Here is a 21,916-nt window from a genome sequence, read left to right on the forward strand (position 1 = left end):
CCCTCACAACACCCGCAGCATTCTCACTTCGCAATCCACGTGGCCGGTACAGCCCATCGCGTCCGCAATCTGTTCAAAGCCCAGCGACTGATAGAGTTTAATGGCGCGCGTCAGGCTGCCGGTGGTCTCCAGGTAGCAGCGCCGGAACCCGCGCTGGCGGGCAAAATCCATTGCGCGCAGCGCCAGTTCGCGCGCTAAACCCAGCCCGCGCACCGACGGCAGGAAATACATCTTCTGCAACTCACAGATATCCGGTGCGCTGCAGGCCAGCGGTGCCACGCCGCCGCCGCCGACCACCTGACCTTCATGCTCCACGATCCAGTAGGCGCTGTCCGCCGCACTGTACAGCTCAAACAACCGATCGAGCTGCGGGTCGGACACGGTATAACCTTTATCCGCCGTCAGGCCGAACTCGGCGGAGACATCGCGGATCACCTGCGCAATCCGCGGATTATCGGCGGCGACAATCGGGCGCACCTGCAGGTTAAGTGGCGTGGCGGTGGTCATCATAATCTTCCGATAGAAAAAAGCCGGGCAGTGCCCGGCTTCGATTAAGCGTCAGGACTGAAGCGCTTACAATGCCGCAATCACGCCCTGCTGTTCAATCAGTTTTGCTTTTGATTGCTCCAGCTCGGCTACGCGCTCGCGCTCTTTCGCTACCACCGCTTCCGGTGCGCGCGATACAAAGCCTTCGTTAGCCAGTTTGGTCTGAATCTTCTCGATCTCGACATCCAGCTTCACCAGCTCTTTCGCCAGACGCTCCAGCTCGGCTTCCTTGTTGACCAGATCTGCCATCGGGATCAGCAGCTCCGCGCCATCAACAATCTTGGTCACCGAGACCGGACCTTTCTCGCCGGCTGGCAGAATGGTCAGGCTTTCCAGACGCGCCAGGCGCGACAGGAAGTTGCGGTTCTCTTCAACACGACGCTGCGCCGCCGGCGAGCAGTCGCGCAGCAGCACGTCGAGCGGTTTGCTTGGCGCGATGTTCATTTCGGCACGGATATTACGCACCGCCACAATCGCCTGCTTCATCCACTCGATATCGGCCTTCGCTTCCGCGTCTTCCTTCGCCGCGTCATACTGCGGGAACGGCTGCAGCATGATGGTATCGTGATCGATGTTCTTCAGCACTTTCACGCGCTGCCAGATGGTCTCGGTAATGAACGGGATGATCGGATGCGCCAGGCGCAGTAACGCTTCCAGCACCGTCACCAGCGTGTTGCGCGTGCCGCGCAGCTCCGCTTCGCTGCCGCTGTTCATCACCGGCTTGGTCAGCTCCAGGTACCAGTCACAGAACTGGTTCCAGGTGAAGTCGTACAGAATGTTGGCAGCGATATCAAAGCGATAGCTATCCAGCGCTTCACGGTACGCTTTCACGGTGCTGTTGAATTCCGTCAGGATCCAGCGATCCGCCAGCGACAGCTTCAGCTCGCCGCCATTCTGGCCGCAATCCTGATCTTCGGTGTTCATCAGCACGAAGCGGCTGGCGTTCCACAGCTTGTTACAGAAGTTGCGGTAGCCTTCCAGACGCTTCATATCCCAGTTGATGTCACGACCGGTGGACGCCAGCGCGGCGAGGGTGAAGCGCAGCGCATCGGTGCCGGAAGGCACGATACCGTCCGGGAACTGCTTCTCGGTGCGTTTGCGAATCTTCTCAGCCAGCTGCGGCTGCATCATATTGCCGGTGCGTTTCTCCAGCAGATCTTCCAGCGAAATGCCGTCCACCATATCCAGCGGATCGATGACGTTGCCTTTCGACTTGGACATCTTCTGGCCTTCTTCATCGCGGATCAAACCAGTCATGTAGACGGTTTTAAACGGTACCTGCGGCTTGCCGTTCTCATCTTTGATGAAGTGCATGGTCAGCATGATCATGCGCGCAATCCAGAAGAAGATGATGTCGAAGCCGCTCACCAGCACGCTGGTAGGATGGAAGGTGCGCAGCGCTTCGGTGTTCTCCGGCCAGCCCAGCGTAGAGAATGTCCACAGGCCGGAAGAGAACCAGGTATCAAGCACGTCGTCATCCTGGCGCAGCGTCACGTCGGCGGCCAGATTGTTTTCCTGACGCACTTCTTCTTCGCTGCGGCCAACATAGACGTTACCATTGTTGTCGTACCAGGCCGGAATGCGGTGGCCCCACCACAGCTGACGCGAGATGCACCAGTCCTGGATGTCGCGCATCCACGAGAAGTACATGTTTTCGTACTGCTTCGGCACAAACTGAATGTCGCCGTTTTCTACCGCTTCCACCGCGACTTTCGCCAGCGGGGCCGTGCGCACGTACCACTGATCGGTCAGCATCGGCTCGATCACCACGCCGCCGCGGTCGCCGTAGGGCACCGTCAGATCGTGTGGTTTGATTTCGTCGAGCAGGCCGAGCTCGTCAACGGCGGCGACAATCGCTTTACGCGCGGCAAAACGCTCCATCTTCTGGAACTGCGGCGGAATTTCATCGGAACAGGCATCGCTGACTTCACCGTTGGTGTCGAACACTTCCGCACGCTCGCGGATGTCGCCATCAAAGGTCAGGATGTTGATCATCGGCAGCTTGTGACGACGGCCCACTTCGTAGTCGTTGAAGTCGTGCGCCGGGGTAATCTTCACGCAGCCGGTGCCTTTCTCCATATCGGCGTGTTCGTCGCCGACGATCGGAATACGACGGTTCACCAGCGGCAGGATCACCTCTTTGCCGATCAGATCTTTGTAACGTGGATCTTCCGGGTTGACCGCCACGCCGGTATCGCCCAGCAGGGTTTCCGGACGGGTAGTGGCCACCACCAGGTAATCTTTGCCTTCGGCAGTTTTCACGCCGTCCGCCAGCGGATAGCGAATGTGCCACATTGAGCCTTTGCTCTCGCGGTTTTCCACTTCGAGGTCAGAGATCGCCGTGCGCAGTTTCGGGTCCCAGTTCACCAGGCGCTTGCCACGGTAGATCAGGTTTTCTTTGTACAGACGGACGAAGACTTCTTTCACCGCGTTGGACAGGCCTTCATCCATGGTGAAGCGCTCGCGCTCCCAGTCAACCGAGTTGCCGAGGCGACGCATCTGGCGGGTGATGGTGCCGCCGGATTCAGCCTTCCACTGCCAGATTTTTTCGATAAAGGCGTCACGACCGTAATCCTGACGCGTTTTGCCCTCTTCAGCGGCGATCTTGCGCTCAACCACCATCTGCGTGGCGATACCGGCGTGGTCCGTACCTGCCTGCCACAGGGTGTTTTTACCCTGCATGCGCTGGTAGCGGATCATGGTATCCATGATGGTTTGCTGGAAGGCGTGACCCATATGCAAGCTACCTGTGACGTTCGGCGGCGGGATCATGATGCAAAAGCTTTCCTGGCTGGTATCGCCATTCGGTTTGAAGTAGCCCTGCTGTTCCCAGTGCTCGTAGAGCGGCTGCTCGATATCTTGCGGGTTATATGTCTTTTCCATATCTGCTATGTCGTTTGCGGCGGGGGTGGCGTCGCCGTATTCAATTGGAAACCAACGCTGCGATACGCTTTATAGCGGTCGCGCGCCAGTTGTTTCAGGGATTCTTCATAAGGTACGAAGTCTATCACTTCATGGAAACCGGTAGCAAAATCTGCGAACTGCGGCAGCAGGCTGATCAGCAGATCGCGCGGCGCACTGCCGCGTCGCTGCGGCCAGGCCAGCTCAACCGGCGCGCCGTAGCGCGGGCCTTCGCCGGCCAGGTTGTGCGGCACAAAGGCGTTGGCCGGACGCTGCCACAGTGCTTCATCCAGCCGATTGGCCTGCTGTTCATCTTCGCAGGCAATCAGGATGCGCTTACCGTCTCGCCAGCGGCTGGCGGCCAACTCGCACACCAGCGCTTCGATGGCGCTTAAGCCGTCGCTGGCGCTTTCAGACTCCATCACGAAGAAGGTGGCGTTTTTCATGGCAGGTTATTTCCATCAATGACAGTGGGGCGCATTGTGCGACAGTAAGATTGCGGCGTCCAATAATAAGGTCGCCATGAATGGCGACCCTGTAAACCGTGCGGCTGATAATCAGGTCGCCATCAATGGCGACCCTGTAAACCGGGCTGCTGATAATCAGGTCGCCGTGAACGGCGACCCTACACCGTAGGGTGCGCATTCATGCGCACCGTATCAATGGCCGCACGGTATTTAACGCATTCATGCGCACCGTTTCAATGGCCGCACGGTATTTAACGCATCCATACGCACCGTTGCAGCATTCGCCCCGGCTCTTAATCGTCGCCGTTCAGGCCAGCGCGGTTCAGCAGGAACTGCGACAGCAGCGGCACCGGACGGCCGGTCGCGCCTTTGGCTTTGCCGGAGCGCCAGGCGGTGCCGGCGATATCCAGGTGCGCCCAGTTAAACTTACGCGCAAAGCGTGCCAGGAAGCAGGCGGCGGTAATTGCGCCGCCCGGACGGCCACCGATGTTGGCCATATCGGCAAAGTTAGATTCCAGCTGCTCCTGATACTCGTCGGCCATCGGCAGACGCCACGCGCGGTCGCCCGACTGCTCTGATGCGCTAATCAGCTCGTGCGCCAGCGGATTGTGGTTCGACATCAACCCGCTGACGTGATGGCCCAGCGCGATCACGCAGGCGCCGGTCAGGGTAGCGACGTCAATCACCACTTCCGGATCGAAGCGCTCAACGTAGGTCAGCGCATCGCACAGCACCAGACGGCCCTCGGCATCGGTATTCAGCACTTCAACCGTCTGGCCGGACATGGTGGTCAGCACGTCACCCGGACGCATCGCGCGCCCGTCCGGCATGTTCTCACAGCCCACCAGCACGCCGACCACGTTCAGCGGCAGATTCAGCTCCGCCACCATGCGCATCACGCCGTACACCGACGCCGCGCCGCACATGTCGTATTTCATCTCATCCATCGCCTCGGCAGGTTTGATGGAGATGCCGCCGGAGTCAAAGGTCAGCCCTTTACCTACCAGCACGATAGGGCGCGCATCGGCGTCGCTGCTGCCTTTGTACTCAATCACCGACATCAGCGACTCGTTGTGCGAACCGGCACCGACCGCCAGATAGGCGTTCATGCCCAGCTCTTTCATCTGCTGTTCGCCAATCACGCGGGTGGTGACGTTTTTGCTGTACGCATCGGCCAGCTGACGTGCCTGCGACGCCAGATACGCGGCGTTACAAATATTCGGCGGCATATTGCTCAGGTCTTTCGCCGCTTTGACGCCGGCGGCAACGGCCAGACCGTGCTGAATAGCGCGCTCACCGCTGGTCAGCTCACGGCGGGTCGGCACGTTGAACACCAGCTTGCGCAGCGGACGGCGCGGCTCAACTTTGTTGCTTTTCAGCTGGTCGAAGTTGTACAGCGCCTCTTTAGAGGTTTCTACCGCCTGGCGCACTTTCCAGTAGGTATTGCGCCCTTTAACGTGCAGCTCGGTCAGGAAGCACACCGCTTCCATCGATCCGGTGTCGTTCAGGGTATTGATGGTTTTCTGAATCACCTGTTTGTACTGGCGCTCATCCAGCTCGCGCTCTTTACCACAGCCGATCAGCAGGATACGTTCGGACAGGATATTTGGCACATGGTGCAGCAGCAGCGTCTGGCCCACTTTGCCCTCCAGCTCACCGCGGCGCAGCAGCGCGCTGATGTAGCCATCGCTGATCTTATCCAGCTGCTCGGCAATCGGTGACAGACGACGCGGTTCGAAAACGCCAACCACAATGCAGGCGCTGCGCTGTTTTTCCGGGCTACCGCTTTTTACACTGAACTCCATGCACTCTCCTGAATCTTAAAGACAACGGCCTTAGCTGTCGTTAGAATGTAGCGCGTTCGTAACCCATTAATTTGTTGCGACGCCATGACAATTTAACGCCGGCGGCCATAATGAGTGGGGTGACAATGTGTTGTTTTTTCACCACCCTAACGCGTTCGTCATACTATTTTAGCTACCATGACGGCCATTGATGAAGAAAAATGGCTGATAAGCGTTGAAACTAGCGATTTTCCTGCAAAAAGACAAGTTTTCACAGGCGTACTAAGCGTGATCATCATTAGATATCTGGTTCGGGAAACGCTCAAAAGCCAGCTGGCTATCCTGTTCATCCTGCTACTTATCTTCTTTTGCCAGAAGTTAGTCAGGATTTTGGGTGCGGCGGTGGATGGCGAAATCCCAACAAATCTGGTTCTGACATTGTTAGGACTTGGCGTGCCTGAAATGGCACAACTTATCCTGCCCCTAAGCTTGTTTCTGGCGATTTTAATGACCCTTGGGCGGCTGTACACCGAAAGTGAAATTACGGTGATGCACGCCTGCGGGCTGGGTAAAGGCGTCCTGATTAAAGCGGCGATGATCCTGATGCTGTTCACCTCGCTGGTGGCGGCGGTCAACGTGATCTGGCTTGGCCCGTGGTCCTCGCGCTATCAGGATGAAGTGACACAAAATGCCAAAGCCAACCCGGGAGCGGCGGCGCTGGCGGCGGGGCAGTTCCAGACCTCCAGCGACGGCAATACCGTGCTGTTCGTCGAAGACGTGAAAGGCAACAAGTTCGGCAGCGTGTTCCTGGCGCAGCTGCGGCCGAAGGGCAATGCACGGCCATCGGTGGTGCTGGCCGACAGCGGTCACATGGAGCAGCACAAAGATGGCTCGCAGACGGTGACGCTGGATAAAGGCACGCGCTTCGAAGGCACGGCATTGCTGCGTGACTTCCGCATAACCGACTTCGTCAATTATCAGGCGCTGGTCGGATACAAAGAGGCGGTGCTCGATCCTAACGATGCCGATCAGGCCGATATCAGCACGCTGATAAAAACCAAAACGCCGCAGTTCCAGGCGGAGCTGCACTGGCGTCTGACGCTGGTGTTCGCTGTGCTGGTGATGGCGCTGATGGTGGTGCCGCTCAGCGTGGTTAACCCGCGGCAGGGCCGCGTGCTGTCGATGCTGCCGGCAATGCTGCTCTACCTGATCTTCTTCCTGCTGCAGAGCTCACTGCGCTCCAACGCGGCGAAAGGCCGGTTTGATCCGGCGATCTGGATGTGGGTGGTCAACCTGGCGTATCTGGCGCTGGCGGTGGCGCTCAACGTATGGGATACCGTGCCGATGCGCCGTTTCCGCGCGCGCTTTAGCCGTGGAGGATCCGTGTGATGTTTAAGGTCCTTGACCGCTATATCGGCAAAACCATCTTCAACACCATCATGATGACGCTGTTCATGCTGGTGTCGCTGTCGGGCATCATTAAGTTCGTCGATCAGCTGCGTAAAACCGGGCAGGGCGCGTATACCGCGCTGGATGCCGGTTATTACACGCTGCTCAGCGTGCCGAAAGATATCGAGATCTTCTTCCCGATGGCGGCGCTGCTGGGCGCGCTGCTGGGGCTGGGCACGCTGGCGCAGCGCAGCGAACTGGTGGTGATGCAGGCCTCCGGCTTTACCCGTCTGCAGGTGGCGCTGGCGGTTATGAAAACCGCGATTCCGCTGGTGCTGCTGACCATGGCGGTGGGCGAGTTTGTCGCCCCGCAGGGCGAGCAGATGGCGCGTAACTACCGGGCGCAGCAGCTGTACGGCGGCTCGCTGGTCTCGACGCAAAACGGCCTGTGGGCGAAAGACGGCAACGACTTTATCTACATTGAGCGCATTAAAGGCGACAACGAGATCGACGGCGTCAGTATCTATCGCTTTACCGATCAGCGGCGTCTGCTGAGCGTGCGCTATGCCGCCACCGCGGTCTGGAATAAAGATCGCAAACTGTGGGAGCTGTCGCAGGTGGATGAGTCGGACCTGAAAGATCCGAAGCAGATTACCGGTTCACAGAGCCTGAGCGGCGAATGGAAAACCAATCTGACGCCAGACAAGCTGGGCGTGGTGGCGCTGGACCCGGACGCGCTGTCGATCAGCGGTCTGTATAACTACAGCAAATATCTCAAACAGAGCGGCCAGGAATCCGGGCGCTACCTGCTGAATATGTGGGGCAAAATCTTCCAGCCGCTGTCGGTGGCGGTGATGATGCTGATGGCGCTGTCGTTTATCTTTGGTCCGCTGCGTAGCGTATCGATGGGCGTGCGCGTGGTCACCGGCATCAGCTTTGGCTTCCTGTTCTACGTGCTGGATCAGATCTTCGGGCCGCTGAGTCTGGTGTACGGTTTACCGCCGGTGCTGGGCGCGATTCTGCCGAGCGGCGCATTCTTCGCCATCAGTTTGTACCTGTTGCTGAAACGGCGGTAGTGAGGGTTGCAGGGGCGCGATTCAGGGCGCCCCTGTCATTCCCGCACCGTTACCGTAGGGTCGCCATTCATGGCGACCTTTTTTTATTCATGGCGACCAGGTCGATGCCCGCACCGTTAGCGCAACGTCTGCACCCAACCCGGCAGCTGTGACAGCAAAAACAGCACCAGGCCAATGGTACCGCCCACCAGCGTGCCGTTGATGCGGATAAACTGCAAATCACGACCAATGTTCAGCTCAATCTGTTGCGACATCTCGCGCGCATCCCAGCTCTTCACCGTATCGCTGATGTGACGGGTGAGAAACGCCGCAAACTCGGGCGCGACGCTGCGCGCAGCGTCTTCCAGATGCTGATTCATTGAGGCACGCAGTGCTTCATCGGCGGCGAGCGTTTCGCCCAGCCACAGCGCCGCCAGCCGCACCCGCTCCTGCACGCGCGAATCGTCACTGTTGAGGTCGCTCTTCAGCCAGCGGCGCAGGTCCTGCCACAGCTCGCCGATATAACGGTTAAATGACTCATCCTCTTTCAGCCAGTGTTTGATGGTCTCAGCCCGTTCGGCCATCTCCGGATCGCTTTTCAGTCGCTCTATCAGGCGCTGTACCGCGCGGTTAAAACCGAGGCGAAATTCGTGGCCCTGGTCGCGCGCCACTTCATCCAGAATCGAATCCACCGCGTTGGCGACCAGCTCGGCGCTGTGTTCGCCCAGCCATTCGGTCGGCAGCACTTTGGCTTTGATCGGATGTTCGCGTTTCAGCCAGCGCACAATTTGCAGCGCGATAAACTCGCGCGTGCCGGGTTTGTGCAGCAGACGCAGCAGCTGTTGCACAGCAGCGTCAAGCAGTTCCTGATGGCGATTGTTTTTGGTCAGGCTGTCCAGCAGCAGCGCGCTGGACTGGGTCAGATCGACCTTATCCAGTGCGCGGTGCACCGCGCGGCGCAAAAAGCGCTGAATACGCTGATCGTCAGTAAGATCGAGGAAACCGCGCATCACCTGCAGCAGATGGCGGCCAATGCGATCGGCGTTGCCCGGCATATTGAGCCACTGCGCCAGCAGCTGTGACGGATCGTGGCGGCGAATCAGTGCCAGCAGCGAATCGGTATCGAGAAACTTCTCCTGCACGAAGCGGCCAAGATTCTCGCCGATGCGATCTTTGTTGCGTGGAATGATTGCCGTATGGCGCGAGATAAACGGCACCGGCACGCGACGAAACAGCGCCACCACCGCAAACCAGTCGGCCAGCGCACCGACCATCGCCGCTTCGGCAATCGCCTTCAGCCCCAGCACCCAGAACGTGGGCGGCAGAAACAGCGTCACGACGAAGATCGCGGCGGCAATCAGCAGCAGCGACAGGGCCAGACGCTTGCTCCGTTTTAATTGTTGATATTTATCCATACCACGATCATAGCAGAGGGCGATTAACGGCGGCGTCCACCGAGCAGACTGCCCAGCACGCCGCGGATGATCTGATTGGTCACCTGGCGCGCCGCGCTTTTCGCCACGCTCTGTACCACGCCGTCGCGCTTGCCGCCGCGCGGCCCGGTGCTGCCGAACAGAATCTCTTTCAGCCCACCCAGAATGCCGTCATCCACCGCCACGCTATTGCCTTTGCTGGGCGGCGCATCGGCCTGCTGCGGCGCGGCCTGCACGCCTTGCTGTAACATTTCGAACGCCGATTCGCGATCGACGGCACTGTCGTATTTGCCGTACAGCGGCGAATGGTTGATCAGGCTGTTGCGTTCATCAGGAGTGGCCGGCCCCATGCGCGAGCCCGGCGCGATCACCATGGCGCGCTGCACCATCGACGGGCTGCCTTTCTCATCGAGGAAAGAGATCAGCGCCTCGCCGGTGCCCAGCGCCTGAATCGCCTCCACGGTATTAAACGCCGGGTTGGCGCGCATCGTTTCGGCGGCGCTTTTTACCGCTTTCTGGTCTTTCGGCGTGAAGGCACGCAGCGCATGCTGCACGCGGTTACCCAGCTGACCGAGCACATTATCCGGAATGTCCGCCGGATTCTGCGTGACAAAGTACACACCAACGCCTTTCGAGCGAATCAGGCGAATCACCTGTTCCACTTTTTCCAGCAGCACCGGCGGCGCGTCGTTAAACAGCAGATGCGCTTCGTCAAAGAAGAACACCATCTTCGGTTTGTCCAGATCGCCGGCTTCCGGCAGCTGTTCATACAGTTCCGCCAGCAGCCACAGCAGACTGGTGGCGTAGAGTTTCGGCTGCTGATAAAGCTTTTCCGCCGCCAGGATATTGATGAAGCCTTTGCCGTCAGCATCGCAGCGCATCCAGTCACGGATATCCAGCATTGGTTCACCAAAGAAGTGTTCTGCCCCTTGCTGCTCCAGCGCCAGCAGGCCGCGCTGAATGGCGCCCACCGAGGCGCTGCTGATATTGCCGTACTGCGTCTGAAACGCTTTGGCGTTGTCACCGATGTATTGCGTCATGGCGCGCAAATCTTTGAAGTCCAGCAGCAGCAGGCCCTGATCGTCGGCGATACGGAAGATAATTTGCAGCACGCCGGACTGCACCTCGTTGAGGCTGAGCAGTCGCGCCAGCAGCAGCGGGCCGAGATCGGACACCGTTGCGCGCACCGGATGGCCCTGCTGGCCGAAGATATCCCACAGCATCACCGGATTTTTCTGCGCCTGCCAGTCGGTGACGCCAATCTTCGCCAGCCGCGCCAGCAGCTTTTCCGAGCTGTCGCCCGCGGTCGCAATGCCGGAAAGATCGCCTTTGACATCGGCCATAAACACCGGCACGCCGATGGCGGAGAAGGATTCTGCCAGCTTTTGCAGCGTCACGGTTTTACCGGTGCCGGTCGCACCGGTTATCAGTCCGTGACGGTTAGCCATGGCGGGCAGCAGATGCAGTTGAAGGTCAGGCGTCTGGGCGATCAGCAGTGGGGTAGTCATGATGGTTGCGCTCTCCGGCATTGCGTAATGACTCAAAGAATAGCAAGCGGTGCGCGGGAGAGAGAGGGATATTTGGGTGAAAAATAAGGGGCGTTCCGGTTGCTGCCCGCGCGATTGGCCCTTCTCCCGCGGGCGGGAGAAGGCTGGGATGAGGGGCAGCGCGTACCGACCTACCTCTTCTCTACCGCATCGAAAAACAGCAGGCTCACGCCGATGCCCTGCTGCACGTGACTGACGTTATTACGTACCGCCACCTGCTGTGCGCCCTGCAGCATCACCACGAACGGCGAATCCTGCTGTACGCGCTGTTGCAGTGCGGTATACAGCGTGCGGCGCTGGCTGGCGTCGCTCTCACCGGCTGCGGTGCGCGTCTGCGCGCTCAGTTCGGGAATCTCCCAGCCAACGCGCCACGCCAGCGTTTTCGAGCCGCCCGGCACGTTATAGGCAAAGGCGCTGGCGTTGGTATTCGGATCCACATAGTCGGCGCCCCAGTAAATAAAGATCGACTGGAAATCACGGCCGCGCATTTTGCCCCACAGTTCCGATTCCGCCACCGGCTGCAGCTCAATCTGCACGTCGGCTTTGGCAAAGCTGGCCTGCAGCGCCTGCGCCACGTCGATGTACGGCGGCTGATTGATCACCGTCAGCGAGAATTTGCTGCCGGGCCTGATACCGCCCTGCGCCAGGATCGCTTTAGCTTTGGCCACATCATAATGGAACGGCTGATTCTCCAGCGCGCCATCAAAGCCCTGCGGCAGGAAGCTCTGGTGAATACGGTACTGGCCTTTCAGCAGATCGCGTGAAATGGCGTTGTAATCCACCAGCCAGCGCGCCGCCTGCCACAGCGCCGGATTACCCAGCGCCGGCTGCGCTTTGTTTTGCGTATTAAACGCCAGGTAATAGACCAGGCTCGACGGGAAGGCCTCAATGCGCAACTGCTGGTCGTTTTTCAGCGCATCGATCTGGTCCGGGCCCAGCTGGTAAGCCACATCGACATCGCCCTGCTGAATCAGCAGGCGGCGCGCACCGGCATCGGCCACGCCTTTCAGCAGGATGCGTTTCAGCTGCGGCTGCGGGCTGGCGTGCGGATTTGCGCTCAGCACCAGCGCCTGCTGCGGCACGTATTGCTGGATGCTGAATGCGCCGCTGCCTGCGGAGTGAGTGTGCAGCCAGCCGTTGCCGCTGTCGTTGGCGATGATGTGCTGCTGCACGGTTTTGCTGTCCACCACCGAGGCTACCGGCGCGGTCAGCAGGCGCAGCGCCAGGTCCTGACCAATCTGCGCCGGCCACTGAATCTCCAGCTGATGATCGTTCACCGCCCGCAGCTGGCTGGCGATGTTGTCCGCCGTCCAGCCAAACTCAGCGAGAATAAACGACGGGGCTTTATTGAGCTGCACCGCGCGCGTCAGCGAAAACACCACGTCCTGCGCGGTCACCGGGTTACCGCTAACGAAATGCGCATCCGGTTTCAGATTGAACACCAGGCTGTGCGGCGTGCTGCCGGGCTGCCATGAGGTGGCGAGCAGCGGCGCGAGTTTTTGTGGCGCATCGCGATCGGCCTCTACCAGAGTCTGATAAATATTGCGCTGCACGCTGTTACTGACGGTCTCAAAACTTTCTGCCGGGTCGAAGCTGATAATGCCGTCGAGCGGCACGGCCACCACCAGCGTGTCTTTTGGCGTGGCGGCCTGCAGGGCAAAGGCGCTGCTGAATAAGGTGAAGAACAATAAGAGTGCTCGCATCATGATTATCCTGAGTAATTGATGCGACGACTTTATCGCTGTCGCGCTGCTGGCTAAATGCCGGTTTGTTCTGAGCTGTGCCGGAAATAACAATTAATACCGGCAATTAACTAATCGGTTATTTTGTGCGCGCGCTGTCATATTCAGGAAATAAATCGCTCAGACGTTGCGCATTCAGCCAATAAGCGGTTATTGATAAGCATAAGCTCTGGTATGGAAGTATGATTTTTTCTGATTAATTAAGCTAAGCGACTATTTCTCACGCCGATTTGTTTCAGTCATTTGCCCAGTCTCTGACGCTAATCTCCTTGCATTTGTACGGTTAAAAGCGCAATTCCCGCTGCGAAAGCGCGTCCATAGCCCCTGGCGACTTTTCGTCAGGTTGATGGTTTCTCATCAAAACACATTTATAATTTAATGCTTACATCCTGAAATATTTGTATCCATAAGATTGCCAGCTTGTTTGCCGATTTATAAATCTATTAACAAAAATAATTCCCTTTCTTAGCAAGTGAGAGTCGTCGCGCCATGCTTTTAGAAAAACCGACCACCAGACGTAAGTTTTTACTTGGGTCGTTGCTGGCTTTGCCATTAAGCGACCTGGTTTTAAAAGGACTGACTGCAGCCCAGGCTGCGGAAATGGCAGCACCGGACCTTGCCGACTATAAACCGATCTTTTTTAGCGCTGAGGAGTGGCAATTTATTCTGGCCGCGACCGATCGCCTGATCCCCGCCGGTGGCAACGGCAAAGCGCCGGGTGCGCTGGAAACCAACGTGCCGATCTTCATTGACCAGCAGCTGCACAGCCCGGAGTTCGGCGCAGAGATCTACCTGCAGGGGCCGTTTGATGTGCACGCGCCCGCCACCATGGGCTATCAGATCCCGTTCACGCCGCAGCAGATGTATCGCACCGGCATCAAACTGGTGGAGCAGTGGACGCAGAGCACCTACCACAAAGCGTTCTCGCAGCTGACGCTGGTTGAGAAAGACGCGGTGCTGACCAAAGTGAATAAAAACGACGGTATCGACTTCGCCGCGCTGGGCGAACCGAACCTGAAAGCCTCGCAGTTCTTCAGCCAGCTGCTTTCCGATACCAAACACGGCTACCTCGCTGACCCGATGTACGGCGGCAACAAAGGCATGAAAGCCTGGATCGCCATCGGCTTCCCGGGGGCACGCGCCAGCTTCACCGAGTGGGTGAAGCAGCACAACGTGCCGTATCCGCTCGGACCGGTCAGCCTGATGGGCGAACGCGCCTGAATCCCCGTATTTGGTATGTGAGACAGAAAAACATGGCACAGATTACAAAGAAAGAAGTCGACGTCGTGGTGTGCGGCCTCGGCTGGGCCGGCTCGCTGATGAGCATCGAGCTGGCATTGGCTGGACTGGACGTGCGCGCCCTTGAGCGCGGCGGCGAGCGCGACTACCCGGATTTCGCTTACCCGAAACCGGCCGATGAGTACGCCTATAACGTGCGCAATAAAGTGTTCGCCACGCCGAAAGAAGTGGCGGTCACCGTGCGTTACAACATGGACCAGACGGCGCTGCCGACCCGTAAATGGGGCGCGTTTGCCCCGGGTACCGGCGTCGGCGGCGCGGGCATGCACTGGACGGCGGTACTGATTCGCCCGACGCCGACTGATATCAAACTGAAAACCTATGTCGATCAGGCGTATAAGCCCGGCATCCTGCAGGATGACATGCGCGTGATGGATTTCCCATTCACCTGGGATGAGATCGAGCCGTATTTCTACAAGTTTGAGCTGATTTGCGGCCAGTCAGGCACCACCGGTAACCTGCGCGGGCAGATCCTGGAAGGCGGCGATCCGTTTGAAGGCCCGCGTTCCGAGCCGTATCCGCTGCCGGCGCTGGACGATACGCTGAACAACGTGATGTTCAAAGAGGCGGCAAAGAAGCTCGGCTATCATCCGTTCCCGAACCCGTCAGCCTGCGTCTCACGCGCGTGGAAAAACCCGTACGGCAACCAGATCGCTCCCTGCAACTACTGCGGCTACTGCTCTAAATATCCGTGCCTGAACTACTCAAAAGCCTCGCCGCAGACGGCGGTGATGGATGCGCTGAAGCGCATGCCGAACTTCTCCTATGAAGTGCACGCGGAAGTGTACAAAGTGGTACTGCACGACGACGGCAAAACTGCGAAAGGCGTGCTCTATTTCGACGCTGACGGCAACGAAGTGTTCCAGCCGGCGAAGATTGTGGTGCTCTCCAGCTTCCAGCTGTACAACGTGCGCCTGATGCTGCTGTCCGGCATCGGCAAGCCCTACAACCCGATCACCGAAGAGGGCGTCGTCGGGCGTAACTATGCGTTTCTCTCCAACGGCGGCGCCACACTGTTCTTCAAGGACAAAAACTTCAACGCCTTCGCCACCGCTGGCGCGACCGGTCAGATGTTTAACGACATCTCGCCTGGCAACTTCGACGGTCCGGGACTCGGATTCCTCGGCGGCGCCAAAATCCACAGTTCGCAGGCGACCGGTACGCCAATTGGCACCGCGCTGCCGAAAGGCACACCGAGCTGGGGCATGGGGTACAAAGAGGGGCTGGAGCAGTGGTACAACCATTCGATGAAGATCAGTATTACCACCACCTGCCAGTCGTACCGCGATATCTATCTGGATCTGGATCCGCACTACACCGACCATCGCGGTCAGCCGCTGCTGCGCATGACCTTTAACTGGAAACAGAACGAGCTCAAGCTGCAGCAGCACCTGAAAGGCATCGTTGGCGACATCGCCAAAGAGCTGAATCCGGACAGCATGAGCATGAGCTTCCTGCCGATGGGCGCTGACTTTGACCTGACCAAATACGTCTCTACCCACAACGTGGGCGGCGCGGTGATGGGCGACAACCCGAAAACCTCGGCGCTGAACAAGTACCTGCAAAGCTGGGATGTGCACAACGTGTTTGTGCCGGGCGGTAACGCCTTCCCGCAGAACTTCCAGGCGAACCCGACCGACACCATCGGCGCGATTACCCTGATGGCGGCGCAGGCTATTAAAGAGCACTATTTGCAGAATCCCGGCCCACTGGTACAGGCATAAGCACATGAAATTAAAATCATTGTTAATCGCTCACGCGGTGCTGCTGGGCAGCTGTGCGGTGCAGGCGCAGGCAGCAGATGACGCATCACTGATTAAAAAGGGCGAGTATCTGGCGCGCCTTGGCGACTGTATGGCGTGTCATACCGTAGCCGGCAAAGCGGATTACGCCGGCGGACTGGCGATTGAGTCGAACCTCGGCACCATTTACTCCACCAACATCACGCCGGATAAACAGCACGGCATCGGCAACTACAGTGAGCAGCAGTTCTCGGACGCGGTGCGCAAAGGCGTACTGCCGGACGGCTCGCGCCTCTACCCGGCGATGCCGTACCCGGATTACGCCAAAATCAGCGATGAAGACCTGCACGCGCTGTACGTCTACTTCATGCAGGGCGTGAAGCCGGACAGCGAACAGCCGCCGGAAACCAAGCTGAGCTTCCCGTTCAGCCAGCGCTGGGGCATGCGTTTCTGGAACTGGGCGTTTACTTCGGACAGGCCGTTCCAGCCGATTAGCGGCGCGTCAGCGCAGGTTAATCGTGGTGCTTACATCGTGGAAAGCCTCGGCCACTGCGGCAGTTGCCACACGCCGCGCGGCCTCGGCATGAACGAGAAGGCGCTGGACAGCAGCGACGATCGCTTCCTCGCCGGCGGCAGCCTGAATAACTGGGAGGTGCCATCGCTGCGCGGTGTGCCACGCTGGAGCGAGCAGGAGATTGTCGATTATCTGCAAACCGGACGTAACGATAAAGCCGCAGTGGGCGGCGAGATGACGTCCGTGGTGGAGCACTCCAGCTCGCATATGACGGATGCCGATCTGCAAGCAATTGCCGCTTACCTCAAGTTCCTCGGCGGCAATCCGCCGCTGCAGGCGTACGACGTGCAGGCGCAGCAGAAGACCGAAGCGAAGCTGACGGCGGCGAAGAATCTGAGCGAAGGCGAGCGTCTGTATCTCGACAACTGCGGTGCCTGTCACTTTGTCACCGGCAAAGGCGCACCGGGGATCTTCCCGGAGCTGGATCAGGGCACTATCGTCAATGCGCAGGACCCCAGCGGCTTGATTCACACCATTCTGGCCGGTGCGCAGCAGCCCTCAACGGAGAAAGCGCCGTCGACGCTGGCGATGCCGCCGTTTGCGTATCGTCTGACCGATGATGAAGTGGCGCAGCTGGCCACCTTTATTCGTCAGGGCTGGAGCAACCACGCGCCGGCAGTGACGAAAGAGCAGGTGGCGGATGTGCGGAAAACGCTGCATTAAAACGTAGCGGCGCGACCTGGCGCGCTGTCCTGAGGGCAATGCCCGGCGTCGCGTGAGGTCGGGCATTGCGCGATGAATCGCGCCGCTAACGTAGGGTGCGATTTTTTATTTTTTAATGAAAGGTGTGCGCCACTTCCAGCACGCCGTTGATGACAAACTGCACGCCCATACACACCAGTAAAAACCCCATCAGGCGCGAAATCGCTTCGATGCCGCCTTTGCCGACCAGCTTCATGATGGCGCCGGAGCTGCGCAGCGAAATCCATAAAATCACCGCCACCGCCAGGAACGTCAGCACCGGCGCGATGGCCACCACCCACGCGGGGAAATCGACGCCGGCTTTCACCGTCGAGGCCGAACTGATGATCATCGCGATGGTGCCCGGTCCGGCGGTGCTCGGCATTGCCAGCGGCACAAAGGCGATATTCACCGTTTCGCGCGGATCGTCGCTGGCGTCGAGTTCATCCAGCTTGTGTTTGGCCTCCACCGAATGCCCGACCGGTTTGGCGGGGAACAGCATGCGAAAGCCGATAAAGGCGACAATCAGCCCGCCGGCCATGCGCAGGCCGGGAATCGAGATGCCAAAGGTGTGCAGCACCGCGTTACCGGCGTACCAGGCGACCATCATAATCAGGAACACGTAGATCGACGCCTGCAGCGCCTGGCGATTGCGTTCCTGAAAGTTCATGTCACCCGCGAGGCCGAGAAACAGCGCCACGGTGGTTAACGGGTTAGCAAGCGGCAAAATCACCACCAGGCCGAGCCCGATGGCTTTGAACAGTTCCAGCATGATTTATTCCCTGGTTAATATCAGGCGCGCAGCTGCCAGCGCAACGGTCGCCATGAATGGCGACCCTACAGTATCCTGTGCACCGATTTTTTCGTAGGGTGCGCATTTATGCGCGCAGCTGCCAGCTCAACGGTCGCCATGAATGGCGACCCTACAGTACCCTGTACACCGGTTTTTTCGTAGGGTGCGCATTTATGCGCACCTGGACAGCATCAATGCTTCGGCGTTTCCATCGCTTCCAGCAACTCGGGGAAAAAATCTTCCAGCAGATCCGGCGTCATCAGCTCGGGATAATGAATCAGATGCTCGCGAATGCGTTCATTCACGTCTGGCAACAGGCGCTGGGCGGCGTCGCTGGCGCTGATTTTCTTCTGCTTCATCAGGCGCAGCACGTTATCCGGCAGGTTATCCTCATCTTCCTCGCTCTCCACGCCTTCCAGATCGTCCAGCTCATCCAGCAACTCCATCAGCGCTTCAATCTGCGGCGTGCGTGACTGATACTCTGCCGGCTTCTCGTTCTCCAGATAGCGCAGCAGCGCGCGCACCGGCGAGCCGTCCGGCGTGGCGGGCGGCTCACTGGCGAACCAGCTGAGCAGCGCATGCTGGCTCACCTGATGCACGTGATAACCGTTGTCCACCAGCTCATCGGCGAGGATATCGGCGGTGTCGTGCTCAATCAGGCAAATGTGGGTGCGACCCGGCGTGAACTGCTCCAGCCACTGATAAATCTCCTCAATCACGCTGTCGGCGTAATGAAACGTCTGGCTGAGGTAGCTGTCATCCGGCTGGTGAACGCAGATGCGAATCAGGTCGGGATCGAAGTAAATCGCAATGTTGATGCCTTTCATGCGCGGTGTCCTGTGTGGTGCAAAACTTCACTATAGCGTCAGGGCGCGCAGAAAAACATGCTATCGCCAGCAGCCGCAGCCACTGGCGATAAAAATTACCGCAAATCAGCACGATCCAGCCCGTAAGCGCTGTCGAGCGCGCCGGGTGCCATCTGCGACAGGATCATCAGCCGGTTCCAGGTATTAATCACCGCGACCTTAAAGGTCAGCTCGCTGATCTCCACCTCGGAGAAGTGCGCGCGCAGCTCGCCGTATAGCGCCTCGTCAACGCCGTGCTCGCCAATGCGCGTCAGCGCTTCAGTCAGGGCAAAGGCGGTTTTCTCCCGCGCGCTGAACAGCGGCGATTCACGCCAGATCGCCACATGGTGCAGCCGCAGCTCGTGCTCGCCGTCAATCGCCGCCTGCTTGATGTGCATATCGAGGCAGAACGCGCAGTGGTTGAGCTGCGAGGCGCGGATATCCACCAGATGCCTGAGCGACTTCTCCAGCGACGCGCTGGCGACGCTGTTCGACAAATCCGACATCGCTTTGGCCAGCGCCGGGGTGGTTTTGAAATGGTTAACGCGTTGAGTCATGATTTTCCTCCGTCAGAACAGACGTTCAATGGTTTCGAGTGCTTCGGGTAACGCGCGGGCACGGCTGAGCGGGTCGTGCGTGCCGTCGACGCGGATAAACTGCACATCGCTGATGCCGATGTACGCCAGCGCCGCGCGCACGTACGGCGTGAACTGGTCATCCTGCATAAAGGGCCCGTGGGCAAACACGCTGCCGCTGGCCATCACGCAGTAAACATTTTTGCCGCTCACCAGCCCGATTTTGGTGCCTTCGGGCGTAAAGGCGAAAGTGCGGCCGGCGCGGGTAATATGGTCGAACCAGGCTTTCAGCACCGACGGCAGCCCGAGGTTCCACATTGGCGATGAGATAACCAGGGTGTCGCAGGCAAACAGCTGATCCACCCGCTGTTCCGAGGTGCGAATGGCGTTACGCTGCGCTTCATCACGCGCCTCCGGTGGGGTAAAAAAAGCCCTGATGGTAAAGGCATCCAGATGCGGCAGCGGCTGTTGCGCCAGATCCAGCACCGTCTCGTGCAGATCGTGATGGCGGCTGCGCAGCTTTTCGATCAGACGCGCCGAGGCGATGCGCGACGCCGATCCCGCCAGATCCGGGCTGACTTTAATGTGCAGCACATTCATGCAGTGATTCCTCATACGATAGAGCGATAAAAATGCAGGCCGAGCGCCTGATAGCCGCAGCGCTGATAAAACGCCTGCGCCCGGGTGTTACTGATTGCGGTATCCAGCACCATGCGGCGGCAGCCGTACTCACGCGCCAGCACCGCTAAGCCGTCGAGCAGCGCGGCGCCGAAGCCCTGACCGCGCAGCGCGGGATCGCTCACCAGGTCATCGACGTAGCAGAAGCTGCCATGGATAAAATTCTCCAGCAGGCGATAACCGGCCAGCACCGCCGGCTCTCCCTGATGTTCGATACCGGCGAGGCGATAACCCTGCGCCTGCTGACGCTGCGCCTGAGCGATAAACTGCGCCTCATCCGCCAGCCGCCCGCGCAGCGCACGCATCAGCGGGTAGCAGCGCGCGAGTTGTTCTGCGGTGGCGTAATGCACAATATTCATGGCTGTCATCCGTATTGCGGGGGGAATGCCTGCATCTTAAACTGCTATGTCTGAGCGAACAGGGCCATTACGCGTGAAAACAGGTAGGACATAGCGCAGTGGCTGAGGAAGGAGTGACGCGTGGGTTACAAAGAGATTTACCAGCGTTTCCGGCAGCAGATTCTTGCCGGACAGCTCCGGCCGGGCGATCGCGTACCGGCGATCCGCGTGCTGGCGGGCGAACTGCAGGTGGCGCGTAAAACGGTGGAGGCCGCCTATGAGATCCTCATCGGCGAAGGCTATTTTGTCAGCCAGGGCGCGAAGGGCACGCGCGTTAATCCGCAGCTGAAGCTGGCGAGCGCAGCCACGCCACCGCGCGCACCGGCGACGACGCCCGCGCTGCTGCCGGTGACCGAGGGCAAAGGCGAGCTGCGGCTCGGCATACCGGCGCTGGACGAGTTTCCGCATAAAAAGTGGCGGCTGATGTCGGCGAAAGCGGCGCGCAGCCTGCGGCCGGACGAGATGATGATACCGCCGGTGATGGGATATGCGCCGCTGCGGGCGGCCATCGCCAGCTACCTGAACATTTCGCGCGGCCTCAACTGCCAGCCGGAACAGATCTTCATCACCAGCGGCTACCGCGCCAACCTGCGGCTGATTCTGGCGGTGCTGGCGCAGCCGGGCGACAAAGTGCTGTTCGAAGATCCCGGCTACTTCTTCGGCCAGCAGCTGCTGAAGCGCATCGCACCCAACCTGCACTATGTGCCGGTGGATGGGCAGGGCGTCGACGTGGATTATCTGCTGCGCTATCACGCCGACGCGCGCTTTGCGGTGGTGACGCCAACGCACCAGAGCCCGCTGGCGGTCAGCCTGTCGCTGCCGCGCAAGCATCAGCTGCTGGCGTGGGCGCAGCAGCATGACAGCTGGATTATTGAGGATGATTACGACGGCGAATTTCACTACACGCGTAAGGTGATTCCGGCGCTGAAAAGCCTGGATGTGCACGACCGGGTGATCTACACCGGCACCTTCAGCAAAACCATGATGCCGGCGATGCGCATCGGCTATCTGGTGATGCCGCAGCAGACGCTGGCGCAGTTCGGCGAGCTAGGCGAGATTCTGGAAACCGGCCTGCCGCTGCTGCCGCAGAAGATCCTCGCGCAGTTTCTCAGCGAAGGGCATTTTTATCGCCACATCAAAAAGATGCGCATCCTGTATCAGCAGCGGCGCCGTATGATGCTGGAGGCCATCGAAGCCTGTTTTCCGGGGCTGTTTACCTTTGAACTGACCGACGGCGGTATGCACATCGTGGCGTTTCTGCGGCGCGGCACGCAGGACGTGGCGCTGGCGACGCTGTGGGCGCAGCAGGCGCTATACGTGCGGCCGCTGTCGGGCTGGTACGCGCAGACGCAAAAGCGCTATGGCCTGGTGATTGGCTACACCAATATTCAGTCGTTTGAACAGGCGAGGGCGCTGCTGGCGCGCGTGGCGGATGCGACGCGGACGTTGCTGGCAGTATAGCGGCAG

18 protein-coding genes are annotated in these 21,916 nt (G+C 59.2%); 6 read left to right on the forward strand and 12 right to left on the reverse strand.

Annotated elements, in window-relative coordinates; all coding sequences use genetic code 11:
• Window positions 1–3: 3 nt before the first annotated feature.
• From ABVR31_RS03115 to pepA, 4 genes are all read right to left on the reverse strand, one after another.
• Entirely contained in the window at window positions 4–510 is a 507-nt protein-coding gene (locus ABVR31_RS03115) for a GNAT family N-acetyltransferase (protein WP_370586218.1), read from the reverse strand.
• Between the two features lie 63 nt (window positions 511–573).
• On the reverse strand, window positions 574–3,429 hold the full coding sequence (locus tag ABVR31_RS03120; RefSeq protein ID WP_058757216.1) for a valine--tRNA ligase: 2,856 nt from the start codon (window positions 3,427–3,429) through the stop codon (window positions 574–576).
• A gap of 5 nt (window positions 3,430–3,434) precedes the next feature.
• Window positions 3,435–3,893, reverse strand: coding sequence for a DNA polymerase III subunit chi (locus tag ABVR31_RS03125; RefSeq protein ID WP_058757215.1), 459 nt, complete (start codon window positions 3,891–3,893; stop codon window positions 3,435–3,437).
• A gap of 314 nt (window positions 3,894–4,207) precedes the next feature.
• Complete coding sequence (gene pepA / locus ABVR31_RS03130) at window positions 4,208–5,719, reverse strand: leucyl aminopeptidase (RefSeq protein WP_021506719.1); 1,512 nt, start codon at window positions 5,717–5,719, stop codon at window positions 4,208–4,210.
• A 267-nt stretch (window positions 5,720–5,986) separates the two neighbouring features.
• Between pepA and lptF the strand changes: the two genes are divergently transcribed.
• On the forward strand, window positions 5,987–7,087 hold the full coding sequence (gene lptF / locus ABVR31_RS03135) for an LPS export ABC transporter permease LptF (protein WP_031279533.1): 1,101 nt from the start codon (window positions 5,987–5,989) through the stop codon (window positions 7,085–7,087).
• A complete protein-coding gene (lptG, locus tag ABVR31_RS03140; RefSeq protein WP_021506721.1) occupies window positions 7,087–8,163 on the forward strand; it encodes an LPS export ABC transporter permease LptG in 1,077 nt (358 codons plus the stop codon). Before lptF ends, lptG begins: the two co-directional genes overlap by 1 nt.
• Window positions 8,164–8,279: 116 nt before the next feature.
• Here lptG and ABVR31_RS03145 read toward each other — a convergent pair whose 3' ends face one another.
• The 3 genes from ABVR31_RS03145 to ABVR31_RS03155 form a co-directional block, all read right to left on the reverse strand.
• Window positions 8,280–9,557, reverse strand: coding sequence for a DUF445 domain-containing protein (locus ABVR31_RS03145; protein WP_372771799.1), 1,278 nt, complete (start codon window positions 9,555–9,557; stop codon window positions 8,280–8,282).
• A gap of 23 nt (window positions 9,558–9,580) precedes the next feature.
• Window positions 9,581–11,083: a helicase HerA-like C-terminal domain-containing protein gene (locus ABVR31_RS03150; RefSeq protein WP_372771800.1), complete on the reverse strand. Its 1,503-nt coding sequence runs from the start codon at window positions 11,081–11,083 to the stop codon at window positions 9,581–9,583.
• Between the two features lie 170 nt (window positions 11,084–11,253).
• A complete protein-coding gene (locus tag ABVR31_RS03155) occupies window positions 11,254–12,828 on the reverse strand; it encodes an ABC transporter substrate-binding protein (protein ID WP_372771801.1) in 1,575 nt (524 codons plus the stop codon).
• A gap of 525 nt (window positions 12,829–13,353) precedes the next feature.
• Between ABVR31_RS03155 and ABVR31_RS03160 the strand changes: the two genes are divergently transcribed.
• The 3 genes from ABVR31_RS03160 to ABVR31_RS03170 are packed head-to-tail and all read left to right on the forward strand — an operon-like array spanning window position 13,354 to window position 17,142.
• Window positions 13,354–14,085, forward strand: coding sequence for a gluconate 2-dehydrogenase subunit 3 family protein (locus ABVR31_RS03160; protein WP_222951607.1), 732 nt, complete (start codon window positions 13,354–13,356; stop codon window positions 14,083–14,085).
• Between the two features lie 32 nt (window positions 14,086–14,117).
• Complete coding sequence (locus ABVR31_RS03165) at window positions 14,118–15,887, forward strand: GMC family oxidoreductase (protein WP_125311423.1); 1,770 nt, start codon at window positions 14,118–14,120, stop codon at window positions 15,885–15,887.
• A gap of 4 nt (window positions 15,888–15,891) precedes the next feature.
• On the forward strand, window positions 15,892–17,142 hold the full coding sequence (locus tag ABVR31_RS03170) for a cytochrome c (RefSeq protein WP_372771802.1): 1,251 nt from the start codon (window positions 15,892–15,894) through the stop codon (window positions 17,140–17,142).
• Window positions 17,143–17,254: 112 nt separating this feature from the next.
• Here ABVR31_RS03170 and ABVR31_RS03175 read toward each other — a convergent pair whose 3' ends face one another.
• The 5 genes from ABVR31_RS03175 to ABVR31_RS03195 form a co-directional block, all read right to left on the reverse strand.
• The gene (locus tag ABVR31_RS03175; RefSeq protein WP_021506728.1) at window positions 17,255–17,932 is read right to left on the reverse strand and encodes a MarC family NAAT transporter; all 678 of its coding nucleotides are present in this window, start codon (window positions 17,930–17,932) and stop codon (window positions 17,255–17,257) included.
• Window positions 17,933–18,144: 212 nt separating this feature from the next.
• Complete coding sequence (locus ABVR31_RS03180) at window positions 18,145–18,780, reverse strand: hypothetical protein (RefSeq protein ID WP_021506729.1); 636 nt, start codon at window positions 18,778–18,780, stop codon at window positions 18,145–18,147.
• Window positions 18,781–18,875: 95 nt separating this feature from the next.
• A complete protein-coding gene (locus tag ABVR31_RS03185; protein ID WP_372771803.1) occupies window positions 18,876–19,355 on the reverse strand; it encodes a carboxymuconolactone decarboxylase family protein in 480 nt (159 codons plus the stop codon).
• Window positions 19,356–19,367: 12 nt separating this feature from the next.
• Window positions 19,368–19,973 carry an FMN-dependent NADH-azoreductase gene (locus tag ABVR31_RS03190; RefSeq protein WP_371221598.1) on the reverse strand — a complete coding sequence of 202 codons (606 nt, stop codon included), beginning with the start codon at window positions 19,971–19,973 and terminating at the stop codon, window positions 19,368–19,370.
• An 11-nt stretch (window positions 19,974–19,984) separates the two neighbouring features.
• Window positions 19,985–20,410: a GNAT family N-acetyltransferase gene (locus tag ABVR31_RS03195; RefSeq protein ID WP_372771804.1), complete on the reverse strand. Its 426-nt coding sequence runs from the start codon at window positions 20,408–20,410 to the stop codon at window positions 19,985–19,987.
• A gap of 120 nt (window positions 20,411–20,530) precedes the next feature.
• On the opposite strand from ABVR31_RS03195, the gene ABVR31_RS03200 reads away from it, so the two are divergent.
• Window positions 20,531–21,910 (forward strand): PLP-dependent aminotransferase family protein, encoded by a 1,380-nt coding sequence (locus tag ABVR31_RS03200; RefSeq protein ID WP_372771805.1) that lies wholly within the window; start codon window positions 20,531–20,533, stop codon window positions 21,908–21,910.
• The last annotated feature ends 6 nt before the right edge of the window (window positions 21,911–21,916 follow it).

It is taken from the genome of Pantoea sp. WEP (assembly GCF_041678305.1).
In the GTDB taxonomy this organism is placed as follows: domain Bacteria; phylum Pseudomonadota; class Gammaproteobacteria; order Enterobacterales; family Enterobacteriaceae; genus Pantoea; species Pantoea dispersa.